At 41.0% G+C, this 20,511-nt stretch carries 16 protein-coding genes; all 16 read left to right on the top strand.

The annotated features are described in order from the left end of the window. Positions 1-26: 26 nt before the first annotated feature. Positions 27-1,778: a hypothetical protein gene (locus tag ACVA54_RS01145; protein WP_446649335.1), complete on the top strand. Its 1,752-nt coding sequence runs from the start codon at positions 27-29 to the stop codon at positions 1,776-1,778. Positions 1,779-1,780: 2 nt separating this feature from the next. Further along, positions 1,781-2,488 carry an OmpA family protein gene (locus tag ACVA54_RS01140; RefSeq protein WP_446617112.1) on the top strand — a complete coding sequence of 236 codons (708 nt, stop codon included), beginning with the start codon at positions 1,781-1,783 and terminating at the stop codon, positions 2,486-2,488. Next, entirely contained in the window at positions 2,485-3,570 is a 1,086-nt protein-coding gene (locus ACVA54_RS01135; RefSeq protein ID WP_053317271.1) for an HNH endonuclease, read from the top strand. Before ACVA54_RS01140 ends, ACVA54_RS01135 begins: the two co-directional genes overlap by 4 nt. Before the next feature lie 16 nt (positions 3,571-3,586). Beyond that, complete coding sequence (locus tag ACVA54_RS01130; RefSeq protein ID WP_029843280.1) at positions 3,587-3,925, top strand: hypothetical protein; 339 nt, start codon at positions 3,587-3,589, stop codon at positions 3,923-3,925. Positions 3,926-3,932: 7 nt separating this feature from the next. After that, positions 3,933-6,014: a chemotaxis protein gene (locus ACVA54_RS01125; RefSeq protein WP_446649334.1), complete on the top strand. Its 2,082-nt coding sequence runs from the start codon at positions 3,933-3,935 to the stop codon at positions 6,012-6,014. Beyond that, entirely contained in the window at positions 6,014-6,670 is a 657-nt protein-coding gene (locus ACVA54_RS01120; RefSeq protein WP_446617109.1) for an OmpA/MotB family protein, read from the top strand. Before ACVA54_RS01125 ends, ACVA54_RS01120 begins: the two co-directional genes overlap by 1 nt. After that, positions 6,663-8,693, top strand: a complete 2,031-nt coding sequence (locus ACVA54_RS01115) for an EH signature domain-containing protein (protein ID WP_446649333.1) — start codon at positions 6,663-6,665, stop codon at positions 8,691-8,693. Before ACVA54_RS01120 ends, ACVA54_RS01115 begins: the two co-directional genes overlap by 8 nt. Positions 8,694-9,441: 748 nt before the next feature. Continuing rightward, complete coding sequence (locus tag ACVA54_RS01110; RefSeq protein ID WP_446649361.1) at positions 9,442-10,014, top strand: hypothetical protein; 573 nt, start codon at positions 9,442-9,444, stop codon at positions 10,012-10,014. A gap of 91 nt (positions 10,015-10,105) precedes the next feature. Beyond that, a complete protein-coding gene (locus tag ACVA54_RS01105) occupies positions 10,106-10,588 on the top strand; it encodes a hypothetical protein (protein ID WP_446649332.1) in 483 nt (160 codons plus the stop codon). Then, positions 10,585-10,941, top strand: coding sequence for a hypothetical protein (locus tag ACVA54_RS01100; RefSeq protein ID WP_446617104.1), 357 nt, complete (start codon positions 10,585-10,587; stop codon positions 10,939-10,941). The genes ACVA54_RS01105 and ACVA54_RS01100 overlap by 4 nt, the downstream gene beginning before the upstream one ends. Then, a complete protein-coding gene (locus ACVA54_RS01095) occupies positions 10,932-11,630 on the top strand; it encodes a hypothetical protein (RefSeq protein ID WP_446617103.1) in 699 nt (232 codons plus the stop codon). The genes ACVA54_RS01100 and ACVA54_RS01095 overlap by 10 nt, the downstream gene beginning before the upstream one ends. A gap of 63 nt (positions 11,631-11,693) precedes the next feature. Beyond that, positions 11,694-12,563, top strand: a complete 870-nt coding sequence (locus tag ACVA54_RS01090) for a viperin family antiviral radical SAM protein (protein ID WP_446649331.1) — start codon at positions 11,694-11,696, stop codon at positions 12,561-12,563. Positions 12,564-12,571: 8 nt separating this feature from the next. Beyond that, positions 12,572-12,856, top strand: coding sequence for a ParE family toxin-like protein (locus ACVA54_RS01085; RefSeq protein ID WP_446617101.1), 285 nt, complete (start codon positions 12,572-12,574; stop codon positions 12,854-12,856). A gap of 212 nt (positions 12,857-13,068) precedes the next feature. Next, positions 13,069-15,720 (top strand): AAA family ATPase, encoded by a 2,652-nt coding sequence (locus tag ACVA54_RS01080; RefSeq protein WP_446649330.1) that lies wholly within the window; start codon positions 13,069-13,071, stop codon positions 15,718-15,720. Between the two features lie 5 nt (positions 15,721-15,725). After that, entirely contained in the window at positions 15,726-17,030 is a 1,305-nt protein-coding gene (locus ACVA54_RS01075) for an McrC family protein (RefSeq protein WP_446649329.1), read from the top strand. A 103-nt stretch (positions 17,031-17,133) separates the two neighbouring features. Next, complete coding sequence (locus ACVA54_RS01070) at positions 17,134-20,499, top strand: STY4851/ECs_5259 family protein (protein ID WP_446649328.1); 3,366 nt, start codon at positions 17,134-17,136, stop codon at positions 20,497-20,499. Positions 20,500-20,511: the final 12 nt, after the last annotated feature.

Raw genomic sequence — 20,511 nt, 5'->3', positions numbered from 1 at the left:
TTTATATACAACAAATTTACTAAAAGATGACAGAATTATTTGCAACGTTCATAGCGTCCTATACGGCTGGTTCTATTTCAGATGCCTTCATATACGTGATCTTACTGCTTCTAGCATTGTCGAGTGTTCTTGCATTTCTAGGCAAGGCCCCCAGGTTCACTGCAAGTACCACCAACATTCTTACCTCTCTCGGTATTCTTGGTACTTTTGCGGGTATTGTTGTTGGTTTGATGGAGTTCAACCCGTCGGATATTGATGGAAGCATTGAGTCATTACTTGCGGGGTTAAAGACGGCCTTTTTGACTAGTTTGGTCGGTATGGCTGCGTCCATAGTTTACAAGGCGATTCTTGGTGCAATTCCGCAAAAAGATGAATCCGCTGTCAAGAGTGTTGGGCCAGAAGAAATCTATTCTGTTATGTCTGCTCAGCTAAATGCATCTAATGAGCTGTTATCAGCAATCAAAGGTGATGAAGATTCATCGTTGACCTCTCAGATTAAGAACCTTCGCACAGACATCAATGATGGACAAAAGTCATTAGGTAGACATCTGGAAAGAGCGGCAGAGAACAGCGAACAGTTTCAACATAAATTGTGGCAAAAGATGGATGAGTTTGGCGAGCTACTATCTAAATCAGCGACAGAGCAAGTTATTAATGCGCTTAAAGAAGTAATTGTTGAATTCAATGACAAGCTAACTGAACAGTTTGGTGAAAACTTTAAGCGTTTAGATGAGTCGGTGAAAAAGCTGGTTGATTGGCAAGAAAATTACAAAAATCAGTTAGAAGATATGTCAAACAAATACCAACTAGGAGTTGATGCAATTTCTTCGACGGAAAAATCAGTTGCTAGCATCAATGAGCGTGCTGAATCTATCCCTGCAACAATGGAAAAACTTCATCAAGTTATGGAGTTAGGTCATGGGCAAGTTACTGAGCTTGAACACAGACTTGAGGCATTTAAAGATTTGAGGGACAAAGCAGTAGAAGCAATGCCTCAAATAAAAGAGCAGATGGATACAACTATGTCCGTGATAGGAGAGTCCGTAAAAGCTGCTTCTACTCATTATGAATCGATGCTTGTAGAGTCTCAAAAAATTATCGATAACTTCAGTTCTACCGCCCACCAAAGTGTGGAGACCATGCGTACCAATTTAGAAGATGGCGCGAAAAAAGTTTCTACTGAGCTTGAAACAAGAGCGGTAGAAATTGGAGGACGCTTGGCAGAAGCATCAAATGATATTACTGACAACGTGACTACAGCATCGGGTGCATTGCAGAATAGTGCCACATATCTGACAGACAACGCCGAGCAAGTTAAGCAACAATTGGAAGATTCAATTGTCGAGCTTAACAGCCAGTTACGCGTGCTCGTTGCCGACATTAAGGATGATGCGCGTGAAACGGGTAATGTGTTGAAAGAAGCAAATCAAGAGCTGCTAAGCAGCACGAAAGAAATTCAGACAGAAACAACGTCAGCAATTACCAAACTTCATGACCGTTTGGAAACTACCTTAGAAGATATATTCCAAGTGCAGGCGCAAGCTATACGAAGAACTTTTGATAGCTTGGAAGATCAAGTAACGCAGTCTGTAGGAAAGACTGGTAGAGCAGTTGAAAAACAAGTGGAAGTCCTAGACCTGCAAATGCAGCAGGAAATTAACCGAACAATGAATGAAATGGGCGAAGCACTTGCGACGATCACGCAACAGTTTACTCGTGATTATCAAAAGCTAACGCGTGAAATGTCTAATGTTGTTAATAGTAAAATTGCAGTCTAGTCATGGAAAAGTTATTCGGAAAAGCTAAAACAACGGGTGACAGTGGCGAACACTGGATGTCGGTTTCAGACCTTATGGCTGGTTTGATGATGGTGTTTTTGTTTATATCGGTTGCTCTAATGCGTGATGCAATGTTAGAACGCGACAAAATAAAAGAAGTAGCTGAAACATATCAAAAAACACAGCAAGCTATTTATATTTCATTGCTGGAAGAGTTCGCTAAAGACCTGGATAAGTGGGGAGCTGAAATCGACAGAGATACGCTGAGCGTTAACTTTACTGCTCCGGAAGTACTATTTGCAAATGGTGAAGCGAATTTAACTGAGCAGTTTCAGATCATCTTGGACGATTTTTTCCCTCGTTACCTTAAAGTTCTTGAGCAGTACAAGCCAATTATTCAAGAAATAAAAATTGAAGGTCATACTTCGAGCCGTTGGAATCATGACTCAAGTGACTACGAGGCTTATTTCAATAACATGCGATTATCACAATCAAGAACTCGTGCCGTTCTTGGTTACGTAATGAATCTCGAAGACGTAAGTCGCGAACATTACGGGTGGGTAAAAAATAACGTTGCGGCGGTAGGTTATTCATCTTCCAAAGCAGTTGTGCATGATGGTGTTGAAGATGAGAAGCGATCCCGTCGGGTTTCTTTCCGCGTAATTACGAATGCAGAAGAGCAGATCTTAAAGATCTTGGGGGAGGGATGAAGTTAACGCTTAACCTTAGCTCTTTAATGCACGCGATAGAAGTGATGGAGCCGGAAAAAAAAGGTGCGTTCACCTTGGATCTTCAAGAAAGTCATATCGATAAGATTTCTGCAGAGTTAGAACAGGGTAAGGACGTTGAGCTTAAGGATGTTGAGCTTGAATCTGGCCTTCTAAGTTATAAAGGGCGTCACGTAACCCTTTATATCAAAGCGAACGGTTCAAGTGCTCGATTCCACGTCTCAGACTGTAAAACACTTCAGTCAATGAGAGCTAGCGGCCGTTTTGAGCGCTATGTTGTCACTAACAATACTTCCGGTGAATTTATTGTTGACTCAGGCTATGGGGAAACTAAAGCCAGGTTGAAAGTCTGTCAGAACTGTTTACGTAAGCTCAACTATAAAGGTTGCAACACCACTACAGATATCAGTTCAATCGTAAGAACCTTTGATATGGGGGAATTCTTTTCTACATACAGTTCGTTTTTCCCACATATGCCATCACGCCAAGCTGAGACCGCAGAAACAGGTTATAGCGAAGATTGGACTAAGGTATCTTCTCACTATCGTGTCGAAAAGGATTTTACTTGTGAGCAATGCAACGTGAAGCTTAGAGCACATCGACACCTTCTACATGTTCATCATATCAGTGGGGTGAAATCTGATAATCGGCCGAAAAACCTAAAAGCTTTATGCATCGATTGCCACAGTAAACAGCCTATGCACTCCCGTATGGCGGTAAGCCATTCGGAAAGGCAGCTCATTAATAAGCTCAGAAATGAACAGGGATTACTTGAGGATATCGGTAGTTGGAAAAGGTTATTTGAATATGCTGACCCTGGCGTTCATGGTGTACTTCATGCTTGTAAAGACTTTGGGACGAAGTTACCAGAAGTTGGTTACTACGTGGGCGATGGCTTTGGCGACATTGTTGCAAAAATTGAATTGGCTTGGCCTGCTCATAAGTTTGGTATTGCTATCTCACAAAATGATATTGATGACGCGATCCAAGAAGGCTGGCACGTCCTAACGATTAGTGAGTTTTTGGCTGACTATCGAACTCAAGCACATAACTTACGTTGGTAATAAAGCGGGATAGATAATGAAACTACGTATTGACGAGTTACTTGAACGTATCATCTGTATTAACCATGCTTGGAAACTAGCTCGAGATGAATTCGGTACAGACTTTGGCGCCACAAAGTCTTTTCGTGCTACTAAATCATCTTTGCAAGCCACTCTTCTGAGAGAATTTCCTGAAGACGTTTTCTTAGTTGTCGCCACTGATTCCGAAGAGCATGGTGAGCCGATGTTTAGCGTCAGATTAACATCTCCAATACCTTTAAATGGTGTTCTTAGGCATGATGCTGAGCACCTACCGCAAAGACTAGCTGAAGAGCTCTTTACACCAAACGAACTATCCCAACTAATCAGACAGTAGACTAAAAATGCCTCAATTACTAACAAACTTATTCAGCGACCCAGTGACGACGATGATCATTGCTGCAACTATCGGGTGTTTCCTATTCTTTTTTGTTAGGGAATGGCTGACAACAAACAAAGAGATACGCCGTTTAGAGCTGATTTCTAGTATCTCCAATAGAAACTCAAGTGCAACACTAAAAGCGGATGCGCTGACGTCAGAAGAACTTGTTTGGGTCACTGACCACTTAGTATACGAAGTCGAAAATGATAGGTATTTGATTGAGCAAAAGAATGGCAAATGGCTTTCTAAATCTCCCGTCTCTCAAATGCTGCCACATTATGATACCAACAGGTATAAGTTAGTACCGGCATTGCTGACAAGTATTGGTATTACAGGAACCTTCTTAGGTATTACTTTAGGCCTAAGTGAATTTACAATGGCCGGTGAATCAAAGGCGCTTCTTGCGTCCGCTGCACAGTTACTCGAAGGGATGAAAACCGCCTTTTATACATCTTTGGCAGGTCTATCTCTATCGGCGATTTTTATGGCGGTGATGAAGGTATCATCAAGCAAAATTGCAAAAGCACAGCGAGCTTTCACAAGCACCATTTCCCAGCACTACATGGAAGCGAGTGCTGTTATGTATCTAAAAAATATTTCGAATGAGAATCAGCAAGAAGCCCTACAAGCTCAGTTGAAATCCGCGCAAGGAATGGAAGAGCTTGCCAGCAGCATGCGTGCAGTTGTCGGTGAGCTTTCAGAACTTGGGCAAACGTTGAATGGTGAATTGATCGGACAAACAGTCTCAACAGCTGTGACTAGCTCGATTGAACAGCAGCTAGTTCCAACCATTGAAGGTATAAAGAGTGAGCTCGCGTCACTGAAAGACATAAAAGAACAAAATCAGAAAGAATTAGTTGAACTGTTGGTCGATCAAATGAAAAAAGAGCTAGTCCAGCCAGTCGTAATTGAACTTGAGAAAACAGCAGACGCTGTAGCGAAAAATAACGAAGTATCCGAACAGCTAAACAGCAATGTTGAGAAAGTAATAACACGCACTGCTGAAACTGTTGAAACGATTGATAAGTTCCAACAAGAAACCATGGTTAAGCTACAAAGTTTTGCGGAATCACTAAAAGAAATTCTGAGTAGCTTCAAAGACGATACTCAAGGAGCGATGACATCGATTGCTCAAGAAGTTCAAACAATGCTTGATAGTGCAACGGACGGGATGGAGAAGCAACGCTCTGCGTTCGAGCATAGTGCGCAAAGAGCAGCATCTGCGTTCGAAGGTATTAAGGACAATATGGATAATGCATTGACGGAACGTCAAAATGCGGAGAAGGCTCTATTTGAGAATGTAGAGCAACGTATTACAACGCTTTTAGTTGAGTCACAAACCGTCTTTGACAAGCAGACAAATGTTCTTGAGAAAGTCGGTTCAGACGCAAGTGACTTGATGTTGAACGCAAAAACTGAGCTTATTTCTGGCCTTGGTGACATTGATACTAAAGTGCTCAACATGTCGAACACGGTTCAAACTGAGCTAGAAGCGTTTAGAAAGCAATACCAAGAAAATTTGTCGGATTACTTTACGCAACAGAATAACCTTTTAGAAGACAGCCTAGGTAAACAGCGAGATGGTTTGAATGGTGTTGTTAATAACTTCCGTGATGTGTTTGAGAGTGAGTATCAAACCCGTCATAACCTTCTTAAAGAACTAACGCTGCAACATGAGAATTTACAGAAGTCTGCAAAGACAATTGAACAAGTAGTGAAAGCAGTAGGGTTAAGTGATTCTGCAAGAATGGCCGAGTTGCAAGACGCAGCACAGACGATGGGTCGCGAGATTGGCCAACTTAAGTTGGAATACTCGAAAGCTTCTGCAGCGTTCAATGATGTAACTGAGAACCTACCTAAGGCTATGGATGATTACTTCACACGGGCAAATCAAAGTTTTGAGACCTTCTTTAATGACTTTGACGCGGCAGCTAGCTCTATCCACAATAAGTTATCGCAGGCCGCTGGCTACTTAATCAACTCTCAAGTTCAGCGCAGAGAATTTGAAGCTGACGAAAGAGCTGCATCAGGAGCTGAAGCTTAATGCGTAATTTACGAACGGCAATACAAACAGCTGATGCAGAGGAGTCTGGAGTTTGGTTATCGGTAGGTGACCTAATGTCTGTTCTGTTGATGATATTTGCCTTGCTTTTGATTAGTGCACTGGTTCAGATCTCTGAAGTCCATGAAAACAGCCAGAACACGCGTATTGTCATCATTAAGGGCATTAACGATGCGTTAGAAAGTGCAGGAATAGAAGTGCAAGCAAACCCCGAAACGGGTGATATATCTATCCTCGATTCCATTCTGTTTGACCGAAACGAATATCGATTAAAGACATCGGGTAAGGAGTTTCTTGATCAGTTTGTGCCGATTTACTCAAATGTGATCTTTCAGTCAGATCGAACGGCGGATGAAGTTAGCCGTATTGTAATTGAAGGCCACTCAAGCTCCGAAGGTGCCTTTAATCGTAATATGGAGCTGAGTGTATTAAGGGCGAATAGCGTTGCAGAATACATTAATGACATGACTTTTAAGCATAAGCGTCCATTCTTTGAAAAAGCTGTCATTTCGGGTCGAGGTCCTATCGAAGCAAACCAAGAACAAACAGATCCGTCAGACCGTAAAGTAAAGTTCAGATTCCAGTTTAAAGATGACCAATTCTTGGGCTATTTTTCTGAGGTAAAGTCCGTTGAGTAGCAAAGGGTTTACTTTTAATCAGCCTGTGGTTCTAGGAGCTAATAGCCTAGATAGAATGTCGTTTGATGATTTCTTTGATATGGGCGAACTTGAGGGAAGCCTACCTAGTTTCCCTCCGAAGACGATCAAACAAATTATCCAGTTTGTTGATCAGGGCAAGAGTGATCAAATTTCAATTTTGGAATGGCTCGATACTATTGATAATCAGAAGCAATGGGATGAGCTAGATGCGGGTGAAGTTAATAATGCATGTAGAGCAATTTGGTATGCGATGTGCACCAACGCTACATTGGGTGATATTGCATTTTTCAAAGTGGCGTTAGCGTTAGACGGGAAACCGACATCTATAATTCCTGATCTAATTGAAAGCATGGACATTGTGCGAGGTGTTTCTGAGCTGGCTGAATTAGAGAGAGAAAAAATAGATTGGTTGCAAGCGATAAGAAGCAAAAGCTATCAATCTATGGTGCAGTACTGTTTTGAAACGAAGAGAACTCCCAAGGAGTACGTAAAGTACCTGCGTCTGCCTAAAGCCAACTCGTATGAGCGTCATTTACCAGTACAACTTATCAAGGTTGTACCTCAACAGCTTACTTATGATACAGACAGATGGTTACATCGCTGCTTCACTAATCTAAAAACCAACAAGGATAAATTGGCTTTCTGCAATACCGCAATTAGTCACTTTGAAAATTTTGACTATGGTGATCATGTTGAGCAGATCTTAGAAGAGAAATGTTTACCGACAGGAGATGACACTTATTGGTACTCATTACCTGAAGAAAGTAAAAGCATTCTAAAAAAGAAGTTCAATATATCTAGTTATTACGAGTTACGTAGTATATCTAAGCTGCTTACATCCGAGCAGGCGAAAGAAAGCTGCTCCTTTGAAGACCATGAGATGAGGCAAATCCATAGTCGAACGATGTTTTGGTCAAACTATAGCTCCCGATTTAATCGGATAAGAGCATTACTTCCCGAATTAACATTTGATTACCTCGTTAATCAAGGGTATCAGCCTTCTGATCAAGTTGAGAGGCTGTCGAAGGAGTCGGTTTATCAATATGAAGTCCTAATTTTTGAGTTAGACAAAGTTATTGCTGTTGAGTTTTTGAGAGGAGAACTGAGTGAAACTCGCTTCTTCAAAAATACGGAATGGCATGCAAAGAGGTTGTTTGAGTCCGCAAACCTAACCATTCAAGCAATTAGGGATATGACGCAACTAGACGTTCATGACCATCTGACTTCCTGGCAGTACTTCTGTGAAAAACTTTTGCGGACTAAATTCAAGTTGTTACCGAATGACGATATCCCATTCTTCAAAGGGCTACCACCGGCGGTGAATAGTTATAACCAAAAACGCGGTTTGCCTAAGCCGGAACAAAGTTATTTGGATGAAAGAGCGAGAAAACTTGAGTTGTGGTTAGAGCAATTTTGGAAGACGGAATTTAACACTTCTAAATATGGTAAACGGTCAGGTATAGAGCAGAAAAGCAATGTACATTTGTCGAAGGCTCATATTGCGAAACAATTGAGCAATGATGAGGAGTATGAGCTTTATATTAAGAAGTCTGCAAATCAAGGCAACCCTGAAGCGATGTCTCAACTAGGTCAAATGTTACTAAGAAGCAGTGATGTGGGGTTACGCCGTCACGGGGAGCATTGGTTAGCAAAAGCAGCCGTTAAAGGGCATGTTAATGCTCAAGCGTTGGTTAAAAAATTCAATATTGAAGTTGAATATGACGCAGATTATTACCAAGAGCGACTAAAAATGTACCGCAACATGTACCGTCACAACATAACCAAAGGACAATACAAACTGGATTCAACTTTAAATATATCTGATTTAAGAGGACTCCTTCTTGTTGATTTAGAAAGTAAGTTTTTCGTTATTGAGCATAATGTTGGCGACTTAATCTTAATGTTGAAAGTTCTTGAGTCTCGCAAAAAAAGAAAAAAGGTCATTCAATTTAAGACTAAAGTGATTGACCGACTCGATGAAATTTTTGAATCGTTCGCATAAGTAGTGATTGTTCTAATCAACGGTAGTTAAAAGTCGTAGTTCGATGATGATAGTGATTACAACGATAGTCTCGGTTGACTTTCACAAGCTTACCAAAATCGATTTATATTGATTGAGGTTATACTATCAGTCCGATCAATGCGATGAAAGGTAAGTTAATGAAAAATAAAACCATCGAAGCTCTAAACGAAAAACTAGGTGCACCGACGCGGCAGACTAAAAAGCGCTCGCGTGGAACGTTACATCTGGCTTTGGGATCGTTGTTCAGATTGATCAACCAAATTCTAGCGAATATGCACTGGTTTGGCTGCCTTATAACTCCGATGCCTTAGAACAATTAAAGATGGAGAAAGCAATCTACCCGGAAGATAAAGGTAGACACAGCAATACCTATGCGAGCCCAGGCTTGTCGAGAGGTGACATCGCAATTAGGTTAAAGGTTCAAACCAGCGATGATCTCGATAATCTATTGAACTATGTTTTCGACCCATTTAATTAGCTTTTGTAGAATTCGGAAGAAGACATTGTTGGTTTGTTTCGAAGTTATAAAAAACCAATGAAAATATGTTTATATCTGCCTAACTCGTCATTTTATAAAGGCTTTTTATAGTATGATGAGGAAAATGCTCGTTTAGGTTGGCACTTTCGAAGCAAACGCTGGCCAGTAGATAGTCTAAGGCGAGCGAGAATAAATATCTGTTGGTTAGAACTATGCAAAAATCAAACTTCGAATTTCTCAAGGGCGTAAATGACTTTCTGTTTGCCATTGCTCGTGCAGCTGAAAAAAATTATCCAGACGATAGGAGCTGTTGTTGCTGGATATCTCGCGGCGCTTTGGTACAAGCCTTTCGCTAAGTATCGCGATGTCAGTTTTAAAACCATCTGTATTCTGTTCTTTATTCGTTTTTCTCTCTCAATGGTATTCATATGTAACTACGCACTGGATGTTTACTATTTTAGCGATCAGAAGAATAGCGCACAGGCAGCATTAGTTGAGACGCAAACGGTTATCGCAAGTAATGCAGCTATTGCTATAGAGAACGATATTGACGAGTCTGATAGCTGGTTTGAAAAGGCAAAAAAGACCTTTAATGAAACAAAAGGGAGTTTTACTGACGTTGAGGATAAAGTCGCTGGTATTACCGGCAGTGTAGAAAATTCCATATCATCGTTATTAGACTTGATTGTGTTTTATATATTGCAAATTGTGCTACTGCCAATCGCGTTTTTGTTTGCTTTTTATAAAGTCTTGAGGCTGATGTTGGTTATGGATTTCACAACGGCAAAAGGTTCCAAAAGAGAACAACGATTGGCTGCTTAATAGGGAGAAATAGCAGCTCTTCTTATGGGTTGTAGTTAAACTTACCCGCTCTGGTAAAACAGATTATTTTAATACAATGTTGGATAGGGATATGCAAGATAATAAAAATTTAGGTTCGTCAATTTGGAAGTGGTTAAAGTTTACGGTTAAGTGGCTTTGGCTGTTGGCTATGTTTGTATTGGGATTAGTGTTCTTTGCGCTTTTGCCAATAGTGGTATTTGAGTATTCATATTCGTTATCAGAACTGGATTTGGTAGAAACACTATTTATCGTTTTATTGGTAATGTTTGCTTACCACTATATAAAACTATGCCGCCGCACCGAAGCGCCGTTTATTCGTAAAGTCATTACCCCTTGGGTACATCAGGCGTATCTGCTTTTAGTTTTCGTTCTACTGGGGATTGTCGCAGTACAATTTTCCGAATTGGAATTTGATGATTTAGAAACAATGCCATTGATGGATTTTGTCAGCTATGTACTGATGTCAATGACACTGTTGTATAGCTATAAGCGAATGAATAAATATCCTGGCAAGCAAGTGATAGCAGTCGGTAAAGAAGGAGCCGTAGAATGAAACGTATCTATTTTTTAACAGGTCTCCTTTTATTATCGGTAGGGCAAACGAGTTATGCCTTTGAGCACTCTTCAGCGAAGCCGGGAGATGTGGCATTTTTGGTATCGTCATGTCAGGAATATATAGAGTTATATAAAAAGAAAGATGACCCACGCTTTGGTGCTTACCTCACAACGTCAAAAGAAGAGAGTTTTCGTGCTGGCTACTGCCTGGGAGCGGTAATGCACGCGAATAATACCTGTCGTTACGGGTATGGTTCTCAATCGGTTTATCGCTCGGCTGAAGTGATTGCGTCAATTGAAGACAGTTATTACTCAGAAACAAAACTGTTGGAAGACACTGTATGCCGTTAGTCAATACCAATCAGGCGGTGCAACAGTTGTTTGGTGTTGACGGTAAACAGCTCCGTTCTAAAGCTAACAGTTATTTACGCAATGGTACGATTCCGTCATCGGCAGTGGTCGATGACGGATTTTCTGATTCCGATTTGGGTATGCGAGGTAAAAAGCTGCTCAAATCACAAGCAGTAGATTGTTTGTTTAATGCCTTAATGTTGGATGCTTTTTTCAATGATACTAAGCATGTGAAAGATATCTTTGAAAAAGCATCAACCAGAACTGAAGCTGCCAAACTGTGCGAAGAAGTTTTGCTCAAAGCGCAATCTGTAGATAGCAACTCAAAGTTAACCAGTGAGGCTCAACTATTCCTTCACCAGCTTAGTGATGCAAAGTTCGTCTTGCGTGATACTCGACTAATCAGCCCGTTTGTAGAGCAACGACTACCGCAAATGGATATCGCTATGCTGAATACTGGGTTGCTCTACCATTTACTTCGTTCCCAGCGTTTAGCACTTTCTCATAAAGAGTCACTGCTTCTTTGCTTATTGGAAGACGATCTTGCTGGTGCTGTGAGTATCGCTGACCAATTAGATGCGGCATTACTGGCCGATGATCACCTATTAGCCACTTTGGTTATGCGGGTTCGCCAAGACTTTCAGGAAGCACAATCTTTTAATTCTCTATTAAATATCCTGCCTGACTAAAAAACGCTTTTTTGTGCAGTGCACAAATCAACACTACTCCTACTGACCAAAAGGAGTAGTGTTATGAACAAAGCAAAACAACTTGTAATCAATTATCACATCACTGAAAAATGTAATTACGACTGTCATTACTGTTACGCCAAATGGGCGAAACCCAACGAACTTCATCGAAACCTGGATGACATGAAGTTAGTGCTAAATAGACTGGCTGATTACTTTCTTTCCCCAAACTCAATTCAGCAACAACTCGGTTATCAACGCGTTCGCCTGAATTTTGCCGGTGGTGAGCCATTGCTGTTAAAGCAACGTTTTATCGATGCGCTGGACTACGCAATAGAGTTGGGCTTTGACACTTCAATCATTACCAATGGTCATTTAATTACTGACGAATTTATTACACAGCATTCCCATAAACTTCAGATGATAGGGGTTAGCTACGATGCCTGTGGCCTGGATGTTCAGAAACAAATAGGGCGTGCGACCGCATCAGGAAAGGTGTTGCCTCCAGAACGCTTACAGTCAATCTTTCAACAAGTTAAAACTGTTTCCCCTCAGACTGAGTTAAAAATCAATACAGTCGTCAATCAATTTAATACAGAGGAAGACTTCAACGCTTTAATGGAAGCTATTCAGCCTAACAAGTGGAAAGTTTTGCGAGTTTTACCAGTATTTGATTCCATCCAAACCATTAGTGATCAGCAGTTTGATGCTTTCGTTGAACGTCACCAATCGGTGTCTCATTTGATGTCAGTTGAGAATAACGACTCAATGACTAACTCCTACTTAATGCTCAGCCCTGATGGCGCATTTTTTCAGAACGGTAATGGTTCAGATGGCTATTTTAAGAGTCGTCCACTGATTAGTACTCCAATAGAAACTGCTTTAGCGGAGACGGGGTTTGATGCTGCTAAGTTCGCGCAACGTTACAAGTAGGTGACGCTATGATCTCCAAATATGTGAATGTGAACGGTGGCTCAAAGATAAAAATTATCGCTTCTAAGGCGTCACCAGCAGTAATGGACATGGCAAAGTCGTTAGTGACAAGAATATACGCAGATCAGATTCGTCGAGGTGCAAGACCTAAGGTGATACAGCGAAATAAAAGATGGCTAAGTTATAGGATAAACAGGCGATACCGTTTGTTAGTAAAGCGCAGGTGCTCGACTGTTGGCCCGTACTACTGCATGAGCCACAACGAGTTTGATAATTGGGTTAACCACCATTAACACATAAGAAGTGAGTTAAAGGTATTCAACGAGCTTCCCATTATGAGATCTGATGCAATTATTTGGGCCATGCTTGTTTTAAAACGAACTTCGTAATGTAAAGTAATTTATGTTATGCCTACGATTTAGTATTGAGGATACTTCGTAGGCATAAAGTTTGTGGCTCCTGTGACAGTAGGCTAGTGAAAACGAACGATAAAACGAGAACAAAAATGACCACTGAAAACAAACAAAACAGAATGAAAAAGCAAAAAGAATTGTGGGATGCGTTCTTAAAGCGTTGGCCAATTGAAGAGCTGAAAAAACTAAAGATAGAACAATATGTGTCAACGGATGATCAAGATACGTTTACCTATTGGTTAGAGACGAAAACCAGAGAGCTTGGCTCTATTCAAGGGAATACCTCCGCAAAATTTGGAATTTATAAACGTAATAGAGAGGGGAAAGAGCAAAGTGGTATTGGTCATGGAGAGGTTTATACATGGCGTACCCGTTACGGAAATAACGAATCTGAAGTATTTAGTTATGTCAAAGATGTATTAATTCAAGTCGCACAAGCGGCTTATGACGGTGACTTGAAAACAATCGATAACATTGATTTTGCACCTTTGGTGAAATGGAAGATAGCGTTTCTATATCAAAATCAAGAGCAACCAGTTTTGATCAACACTTTTTCTAAACCAATGCTAGAGGTACTGACAGGAAACCGTAGTAAAGTATCTTTTCCTGATATGTATCAGTATCTTATTAAAGAAAAAGGTGATCAAAACTTACTCGATTTCGGTCAGGAGTGTTGGCAAAAAGCAGAGCAAATGCGTAAAGAAATTCATCAGAGAGCTATCTTTGATCAATTTGCTCATATTGACTTGTTTAATAGCTGTTCTCAGCTTTGGCCGCAAGAGGTTGCAGATGCATTTTGTGCCTTAATTCAGGAAGCTCATGACAATAAGCTAGACGTCTTCACTACGGCGATGCCCACAGGGGCAATGATTCGAATTGGTCGAAAGGAAAAGGGTGTACAGCGAGCAGAAGAAGTCTTTGCGACGTTCGAACCTACCCAAAAGAAAATCAACTTTGAGCTTCGCTACGAGCACCGCGATGGTTATGAGTGCTCAGAAGTTTCCACTGACTTATATCTACGTACACGAAAATCGAAGAAGTTGGCGCAATTTGCTAAGCAGTATCCAATTACTCGTAAGGCACATTGGCCTATGAGCTATTTGGGTGATGACGATATTGATTTTGGAAGTGATGATTATGAAATTGCTGAATTAAAAGATAGCTATACAATGCCTAAACCGTCGTCGTTAAACCAAATCCTCTATGGTCCTCCAGGTACAGGTAAAACTTACCATACGATCGAAGCTTCAGTTCGTGCCGCCGAGCCAAGTTTTAAGTGGAGTGACCCTAAGGAACTTAAGGAAAAGTATGATCGTTTAGTTAATGAAAAACGCATTCGATTTGTGACTTTTCACCAGAGTTATGGATATGAAGAGTTTGTTGAGGGGCTAACAGCAGAAACTACGGAAGACAAACAAATAGCCTATACCGTAAAAGATGGTGTCTTTAAATCGATATGTGATGATGCCTCTGTATCAGAGAAGCAAGTGAGTTCCGAAATTAAGAGTACGGGCAGAGTCTGGAAGTTGTCGATTGAAGGTACACATAAAAACGAAGCGAAAACTTATTGTTTTGAACATAACATTGGAGCAATAGGCTGGGCTGAAACAGGTGATCTTTCTCTTGAGGAGAGAAATGAGTATTTCTCCAATCTAGGTTCGAATAACCAAAATTCTTTGATCTATTTTACCAATGAAATGGCGAAAGGCGACTTGGTACTTTGCATCGATAGTATAACGTCCGTCGAGGCTGTAGGTGTAGTTACTGACGAATATCAGTATATTGAGGAAGGTGTACCAACTCGTAGTGACTTCTGCCATCAAAGAGCAATAAAGTGGTTGGCGAAAGACTTTTCTGTAGATTTCAAATCACTGAATGGTAATAAGCAGTTTAGCCTGCCGACCTGTTATCCGTTATCGCGTTTATCAGTTAATGATGTTTTAAACCATCTTCAAGTTAATGGAGTTGATATACATGCATTTAATGGTGAATTGAATAAGCAACAAAAAAGTAACTACGTTCTAGTCATCGACGAAATAAATCGTGGCAATATCTCGAAGATTTTTGGTGAACTCATAACTCTGATTGAAGATTCTAAACGTCGTGGTAATGAAGAGAGTATTTCTTTAGATTTACCTTATTCAAATAAACCATTTTCTGTACCAAACAACTTATTCATTATTGGTACGATGAACACCGCAGATCGCTCTTTGGCTATGATGGATACCGCCCTTAGACGTCGCTTTGACTTTGTCGAAATGATGCCAAGGCCTGAAGTTTTAGCTGGTATCTATGTTAAAGGCATTGACTTAAGACGTTTGCTTGAGAGGCTAAATCAGCGTATAGAAATACTGTACGATCGAGAGCATACGCTTGGTCACGCATTCTTTATACCTGTAAAAGAACTGATTGAAGCTGGTGAAGAAGATCTGGCGTTTTCTGCATTAGTTTCCGTTTTTCAGAATAAGATCATTCCACTACTTGAGGAGTACTTCTTCGAAGATTGGAGCAAGATTCGTTTGGTTTTGGCGGACAACCAGGCAAAGCCTCAAGAGCTTCAGTTCGTATCGGAACAAGTTCAGAACACTCAGCAGTTAAACGATTTATTTGGCAACAACCACGAGTTGGAACAATATGGTCAGTCCATCACCAAATATACGCTAGCTGATAAAGAGGCAGATGTCTGGATCAAACCTGAGTCATATATTGGTATTTATACGACGTTGGTTAGTTCAGCCGAGTAACTGCTATGCATACGACGGTTTTTGAATACGGCTATTTAACGTCACAAGAAGTCGATCAGACTGTACTTAAGACTTCTCGAATATCTGAGAATGCCTATAACTATCTTAAAGAGGTTTGTTTAGGTTCTGAAGAGGGAAGTATAGGGAAATGCCTGAACTTAACCAAGCGTTATGGCTATGAGTTGATTCAGGTAAAAAACTATGTGGGTGTTTTGTTTACACCCACTGGCGAACATATCGAAGTGCTACCTAAGGTTGGTAGAAAACAAAAGAACTCAAAACTATCAGTAGAAGAATCACGGGAAATGCTCTTGATGATGCTTCAACATTTGGGTTCTTTCCGTCATGTGTCGACCAACCAAGCGAATATTGCGAGCAAGAAAATGCCTCTGCTAGAGGTGTTTATCAACCAGTTCTTACAAGCCGTAAATTCTTTAGTGAAGAAGGGGCTAAAAAGTGACTATGTCACGCAGGTTGAAAACCTCAATTATAAAAAGGGTAAGCTGCTGACTGCTCAACAGGTAAAACACAATCTGGTCAATAAGCATAAGTTCTACGTTGAATACGATGAGTATCTGATTAACCGTCCGGTTAACCGTTTAATAAAGACGGCTCTACATAAACTCACACGCTATGCCATGTTAGCATCCAATCAAAAACTATTAAGAGAATTGCAGTTTGCCTTTCATGACGTACCAGAGAGCATATTCGTTAAACAAGATTTAAATGCAGTCAAATTGGACCGTGGTATGCGTGATTACCACGTTCCTCTAGCATGGGCGAAATTAATCCTAGAGGGGTTTTCCCCTCTGAGCATGAAAGGAGAGCATGGCGCTATATCTTTGTTGTTCCCAATGGAAGCGGTATTTGAAAGCTACGTAGTTTCGGTTTTGAGAAGTGAGCTGCCTGATGGAGTGGAACTTACATCCCAAGCTTGCTCTGAGTATTTAGTGAAACACAACGAACGAAGTCAGTTTCAGCTTAAGCCCGATTTGCTAATCACCTCGCCGGGTGGTTCTAAAATTGTGCTCGATACCAAATGGAAACTCATTGACCTGGAAGAATATCATTATGGTATTTCGCAAGCTGATTTGTACCAAATGTTCGCCTATGGGCAAAAGTATTTAGGTGGGCAAGGGGACCTATTCTTGATCTACCCTGCACATGAGGATTTTACTAAGCCGATAGCACACTGCTTTAATTTTAGTAACTCCTTAAAGCTTTGGGTCGTGCCGTTTATTTCTGATTTACAGGGAAAAAGTCGTCTCATTTGGCCTGAGACTTTTTCGTACGATGGCTCAATTTCGTAAGCTTACAAACATCACTCATCTTTTAAATAACGTAAATTACTTAATATAAAAATAGATTTTAAGCGGTTTCACCAAAGGATATAACACTACGTCAAGGCTTATTATGCAAACATACAAACACATTCTTACTTCATTTCTCAACCAGAGAGAATTGAACAAGCCAAACGCTCAACCTCTTTATAGTTACAAAGTCACGGCTGAGGAGTTTGAATCACTCAAACAGTCGTTGATTGCTAGTGTTGCGAGTAATGGAATCCACACCTATTCGAATAAACCAGTAAGAGAGTGGTCAGGATGTTTTGTATTGTATGCAGCAGAGTGGTGGCGCACTTCATTTCAAGGTGGAGTATGGGCTTGGGAACCGGTGTTGGAATCTTTAGATTTACCAGCCAACGCAATTTCGCCGACACAAAGAAGTGAGATAGTTGTAAAGGGCTTAAACTTTTGGGGAAGAAAGGTTTTAAGCAACACGAAGGGACGCATGTTACTTGGCACTGTTGCTGTCGAAGGTGGTTTACCGCAAACGCTAATCCAAGACCCTCATAGCAAGCTCGCCCATTACTTCGAACAAGTTATCCAAGATTATGGCCAGTTTGCTAATTCTCGTTTAAGTGCAGCCTCAATTGCGAAAGCACATGCGCATTACATTGCTGCATCTTATCGTGATGAAACGGTTTATAGTATTGTCGCGCAAGTCGCTGAGTCTATTTACTCTTTGGTTGATAAGCATGGCTTAGAAGATCAGAGTGATCCGCTACATTACTTGAATACGGTCGACGCGAATTGGTCACAGAGTTTACCGTTGAATATGGAGCCTGAGGCTGCTCGGACCTTATTAGGTAACGCGCTTGGCCTTGCTGTCGAAGTTCAACGCCGTTTACCAAATTCAATTAAGGTTTTGCGTTCTTTACGTAAATCCTATCCTCATTACGCTTCTATGTTGGATGAGTTCGAGCTGGGCACTGAAGAAGTGTACCAGTGGAAGACACAAGTTGATATCACGCTCAAGTCTCGTCTTAACGCTCAATTCTTACAGCAGCTGTTTGGTAGTGTGAATCTATCTGAGCGGATAAATCTGTTTGCAGTCGGTCAAAAGAGTTTGTTATTGGCAAAGGCAATTAAACGCGGTACTGACTCTGAGCACTATTTACTTGATGTTTATACAACGTCACTTCCAGAAGATTGGGTCGACTGCGACATACAGTTAAAAGCAACGGATGACCTTGGAAATACATGGTATGCCCCGGTGCTGGGTGGTGCTGGATTAGATGTGAATGAACCTTGGGTATTCACCCAACACAATGATGAATGGCTGTTTAAAGGTGCTGGGAATGTCACGTGTGAGGAATCAAACGCTTTAGTTTCAGTGCCTGAACCATTATCACATCTTGAACTGGGCAGTGTCGGCAGTATCAAAAATCGAATTCTTTATGAAGCTAATACTCAAACTAGCTCCGAGTTTTACTTTGGAGAGTATTGTGTGTCTCTGCAGCAAGAGGATACACATTCCCTAGAATACAACTTAGTCGGTCAATCGGTTTCTTATCAAACAAACCCAAGTAAGTGCTTTATTGGCTTGCCTAGTCTTGTTGCTATTGATGAAGCTGGTCAACAAACGCCTATAGCGAACACCCAGCTTCGTTGGCGTAATACGATCTTGGAACAATGGCAAACCATGAGCACTGTACCTTTTGGTAAGGTCGATATTGCTTTATTCGAAAATAATAAACCCGTTAAGCGCTTTACAGTGGGTTTATTACCGGATGATTTTGTAATTGATTTTCAGCCAAGCCATTCGGTACAAATCGGCCAAATTGGTTTTTCCTCAGCGAATCCATTGCCTTCTATAGCATTAGAGGATAATGAGCAGCTCGATGTATTGCCGAGTTCTGTTCTATCTCATGCTCAAGAAGACCAGAATGAAGCAAAGCGTAGTTTGGATATGTTAAGCAGCCAAGCCCACCCACCTGCACAGATTAATGTCCGTTTATGGTGGCATGATCAAGCAAAGTCTTTGTCGATGACTTTGCCATTTCCTGCGAAAGGCATCTGTTTGATTGGTACTCAAGGTGAAGCAGTTCGCAATGCAGACGCCATCTTAGTTGATAGGCTCAATCGCTATGAGTTGTTCAGTTATGGTGTAAATGATTCACTAGATGTGGAATTTAAACTACAAGCTAGAGATATTCACGGTGCACTTTCTAAATCAGCATACGTTAAACGTTCTCTGCCAAAAGGCGACGCCTTGTCTGCTGGCCTTTCATTAGCGACATTCAAAGAAGATATTGAATATCTGTTTGCTTTATCAACTTCATTAGACGCGATCGTTAAAGTTTCCGTACTCGATAATGCACATACGATATTCAATTTTAATGTTAACGCGTATGGCAACACGCTCACGCCTAACCGGGAACTATGCACGGTTGAAATTGATAACGACCACTTTATCGGGGCACTTTCTATGGTGCCACTGGATAACCCAACCTTTGCTCCGATCACTTTAGCCAAGAATGATGAACAATGGCATTTCCCTGATGAAGATGCAGCGCCAGGAGCTTGGCTTATTTATGCCGATGAGGCAGAGCAGGGAGTGCGACCGTTGATGTGGAGTAAAGATCTCGAACTCTTATCGTCGCCAGGCAACAGGCTGGAAGAAGCAGCAGCGATTGGCTCACGTAAAGATCGTTTAGATAAATTCTCAGTCGTTTGTGGTCAGCTAGCGGTTGAGTTTAATGCTCCTGAGTGGGCATATATCAAAGGGCTGTTGGCTTTTGATAGCGTTCCATTAACCACATTTGACTTATGGCGCGGTGCAATCACTAAACCTGAGTTTATGCTTGCAATGTTGTTAAGCGCGAATAAGAAAGAAGCCGAGCGTATTTGGCAATTTAGTAAGCAGTTTCCTTTCTTATGGCACTCACTTAAAGCCCGAGATGCTATCGCGGTGATTAATGCGTTCTATGATTCGCGTATCGAAGAGTATGGAACAGACTTTTCAGGCATCATTTGTGATCAAATAGAATCAAAATTGGACGACTTAGTCACCAGATATCACGGCTTACAAAGCCTTAAAAATCTATTGATGTATAAAATTGACTCTAGCCGAGATAAGCCATCTCTTAATCCCGCAGCCTATAAACAGCAGTTATTTGACCTACGAAATGCGTTGAACAATCAATATGATGAATCTCATTGGCCTTGCGCATTTGCAGATCACATTTTGAACAATGTCATTAACTCGGTAAATGAGCAACTATCCGGAGTCTGCTTCACCACTAAAAACCTCTATCGCAATAATGTCATGAATGCGCCTGTATTACTCGCATTATCGACTTGTGGTTCTGCTTCACTCCGCGTGACTCCAGAAGTTGTGCATGCAATGAGACAGTATAAAAGCTTCGATCCCGACTATTTTGAACAAGCATTCGCTCTTACACACCAAATGATTTTCGGCCTAGTGAATAGCTAAAAGGTAACCCAA

The organism is Vibrio sp. PNB23_22_6 (genome assembly GCF_052877535.1).
Note: the sequence above shows the minus strand (reverse complement) of the source record. Positions and strands in the feature narration are given on the sequence as shown.

Excerpts from the sequence above, each read along its gene's own strand:
- ACVA54_RS01110 (WP_446649361.1), top strand. The coding sequence starts at position 9,442 with ATGACTTTCTGTTTGCCATTGCTCGTGCAGCTGAAAAAAATTATCCAG.
- ACVA54_RS01140 (WP_446617112.1), top strand. The coding sequence starts at position 1,781 with ATGGAAAAGTTATTCGGAAAAGCTAAAACAACGGGTGACAGTGGCGAA.
- ACVA54_RS01070 (WP_446649328.1), top strand. The coding sequence starts at position 17,134 with ATGCAAACATACAAACACATTCTTACTTCATTTCTCAACCAGAGAGAA.
- ACVA54_RS01095 (WP_446617103.1), top strand. The coding sequence starts at position 10,932 with ATGCCGTTAGTCAATACCAATCAGGCGGTGCAACAGTTGTTTGGTGTT.
- ACVA54_RS01120 (WP_446617109.1), top strand. The coding sequence starts at position 6,014 with ATGCGTAATTTACGAACGGCAATACAAACAGCTGATGCAGAGGAGTCT.
- ACVA54_RS01125 (WP_446649334.1), top strand. The coding sequence starts at position 3,933 with ATGCCTCAATTACTAACAAACTTATTCAGCGACCCAGTGACGACGATG.
- ACVA54_RS01075 (WP_446649329.1), top strand. The coding sequence starts at position 15,726 with ATGCATACGACGGTTTTTGAATACGGCTATTTAACGTCACAAGAAGTC.
- ACVA54_RS01130 (WP_029843280.1), top strand. The coding sequence starts at position 3,587 with ATGAAACTACGTATTGACGAGTTACTTGAACGTATCATCTGTATTAAC.
- ACVA54_RS01085 (WP_446617101.1), top strand. The coding sequence starts at position 12,572 with ATGATCTCCAAATATGTGAATGTGAACGGTGGCTCAAAGATAAAAATT.
- ACVA54_RS01145 (WP_446649335.1), top strand. The coding sequence starts at position 27 with ATGACAGAATTATTTGCAACGTTCATAGCGTCCTATACGGCTGGTTCT.
- ACVA54_RS01090 (WP_446649331.1), top strand. The coding sequence starts at position 11,694 with ATGAACAAAGCAAAACAACTTGTAATCAATTATCACATCACTGAAAAA.
- ACVA54_RS01105 (WP_446649332.1), top strand. The coding sequence starts at position 10,106 with ATGCAAGATAATAAAAATTTAGGTTCGTCAATTTGGAAGTGGTTAAAG.
- ACVA54_RS01135 (WP_053317271.1), top strand. The coding sequence starts at position 2,485 with ATGAAGTTAACGCTTAACCTTAGCTCTTTAATGCACGCGATAGAAGTG.
- ACVA54_RS01080 (WP_446649330.1), top strand. The coding sequence starts at position 13,069 with ATGACCACTGAAAACAAACAAAACAGAATGAAAAAGCAAAAAGAATTG.
- ACVA54_RS01100 (WP_446617104.1), top strand. The coding sequence starts at position 10,585 with ATGAAACGTATCTATTTTTTAACAGGTCTCCTTTTATTATCGGTAGGG.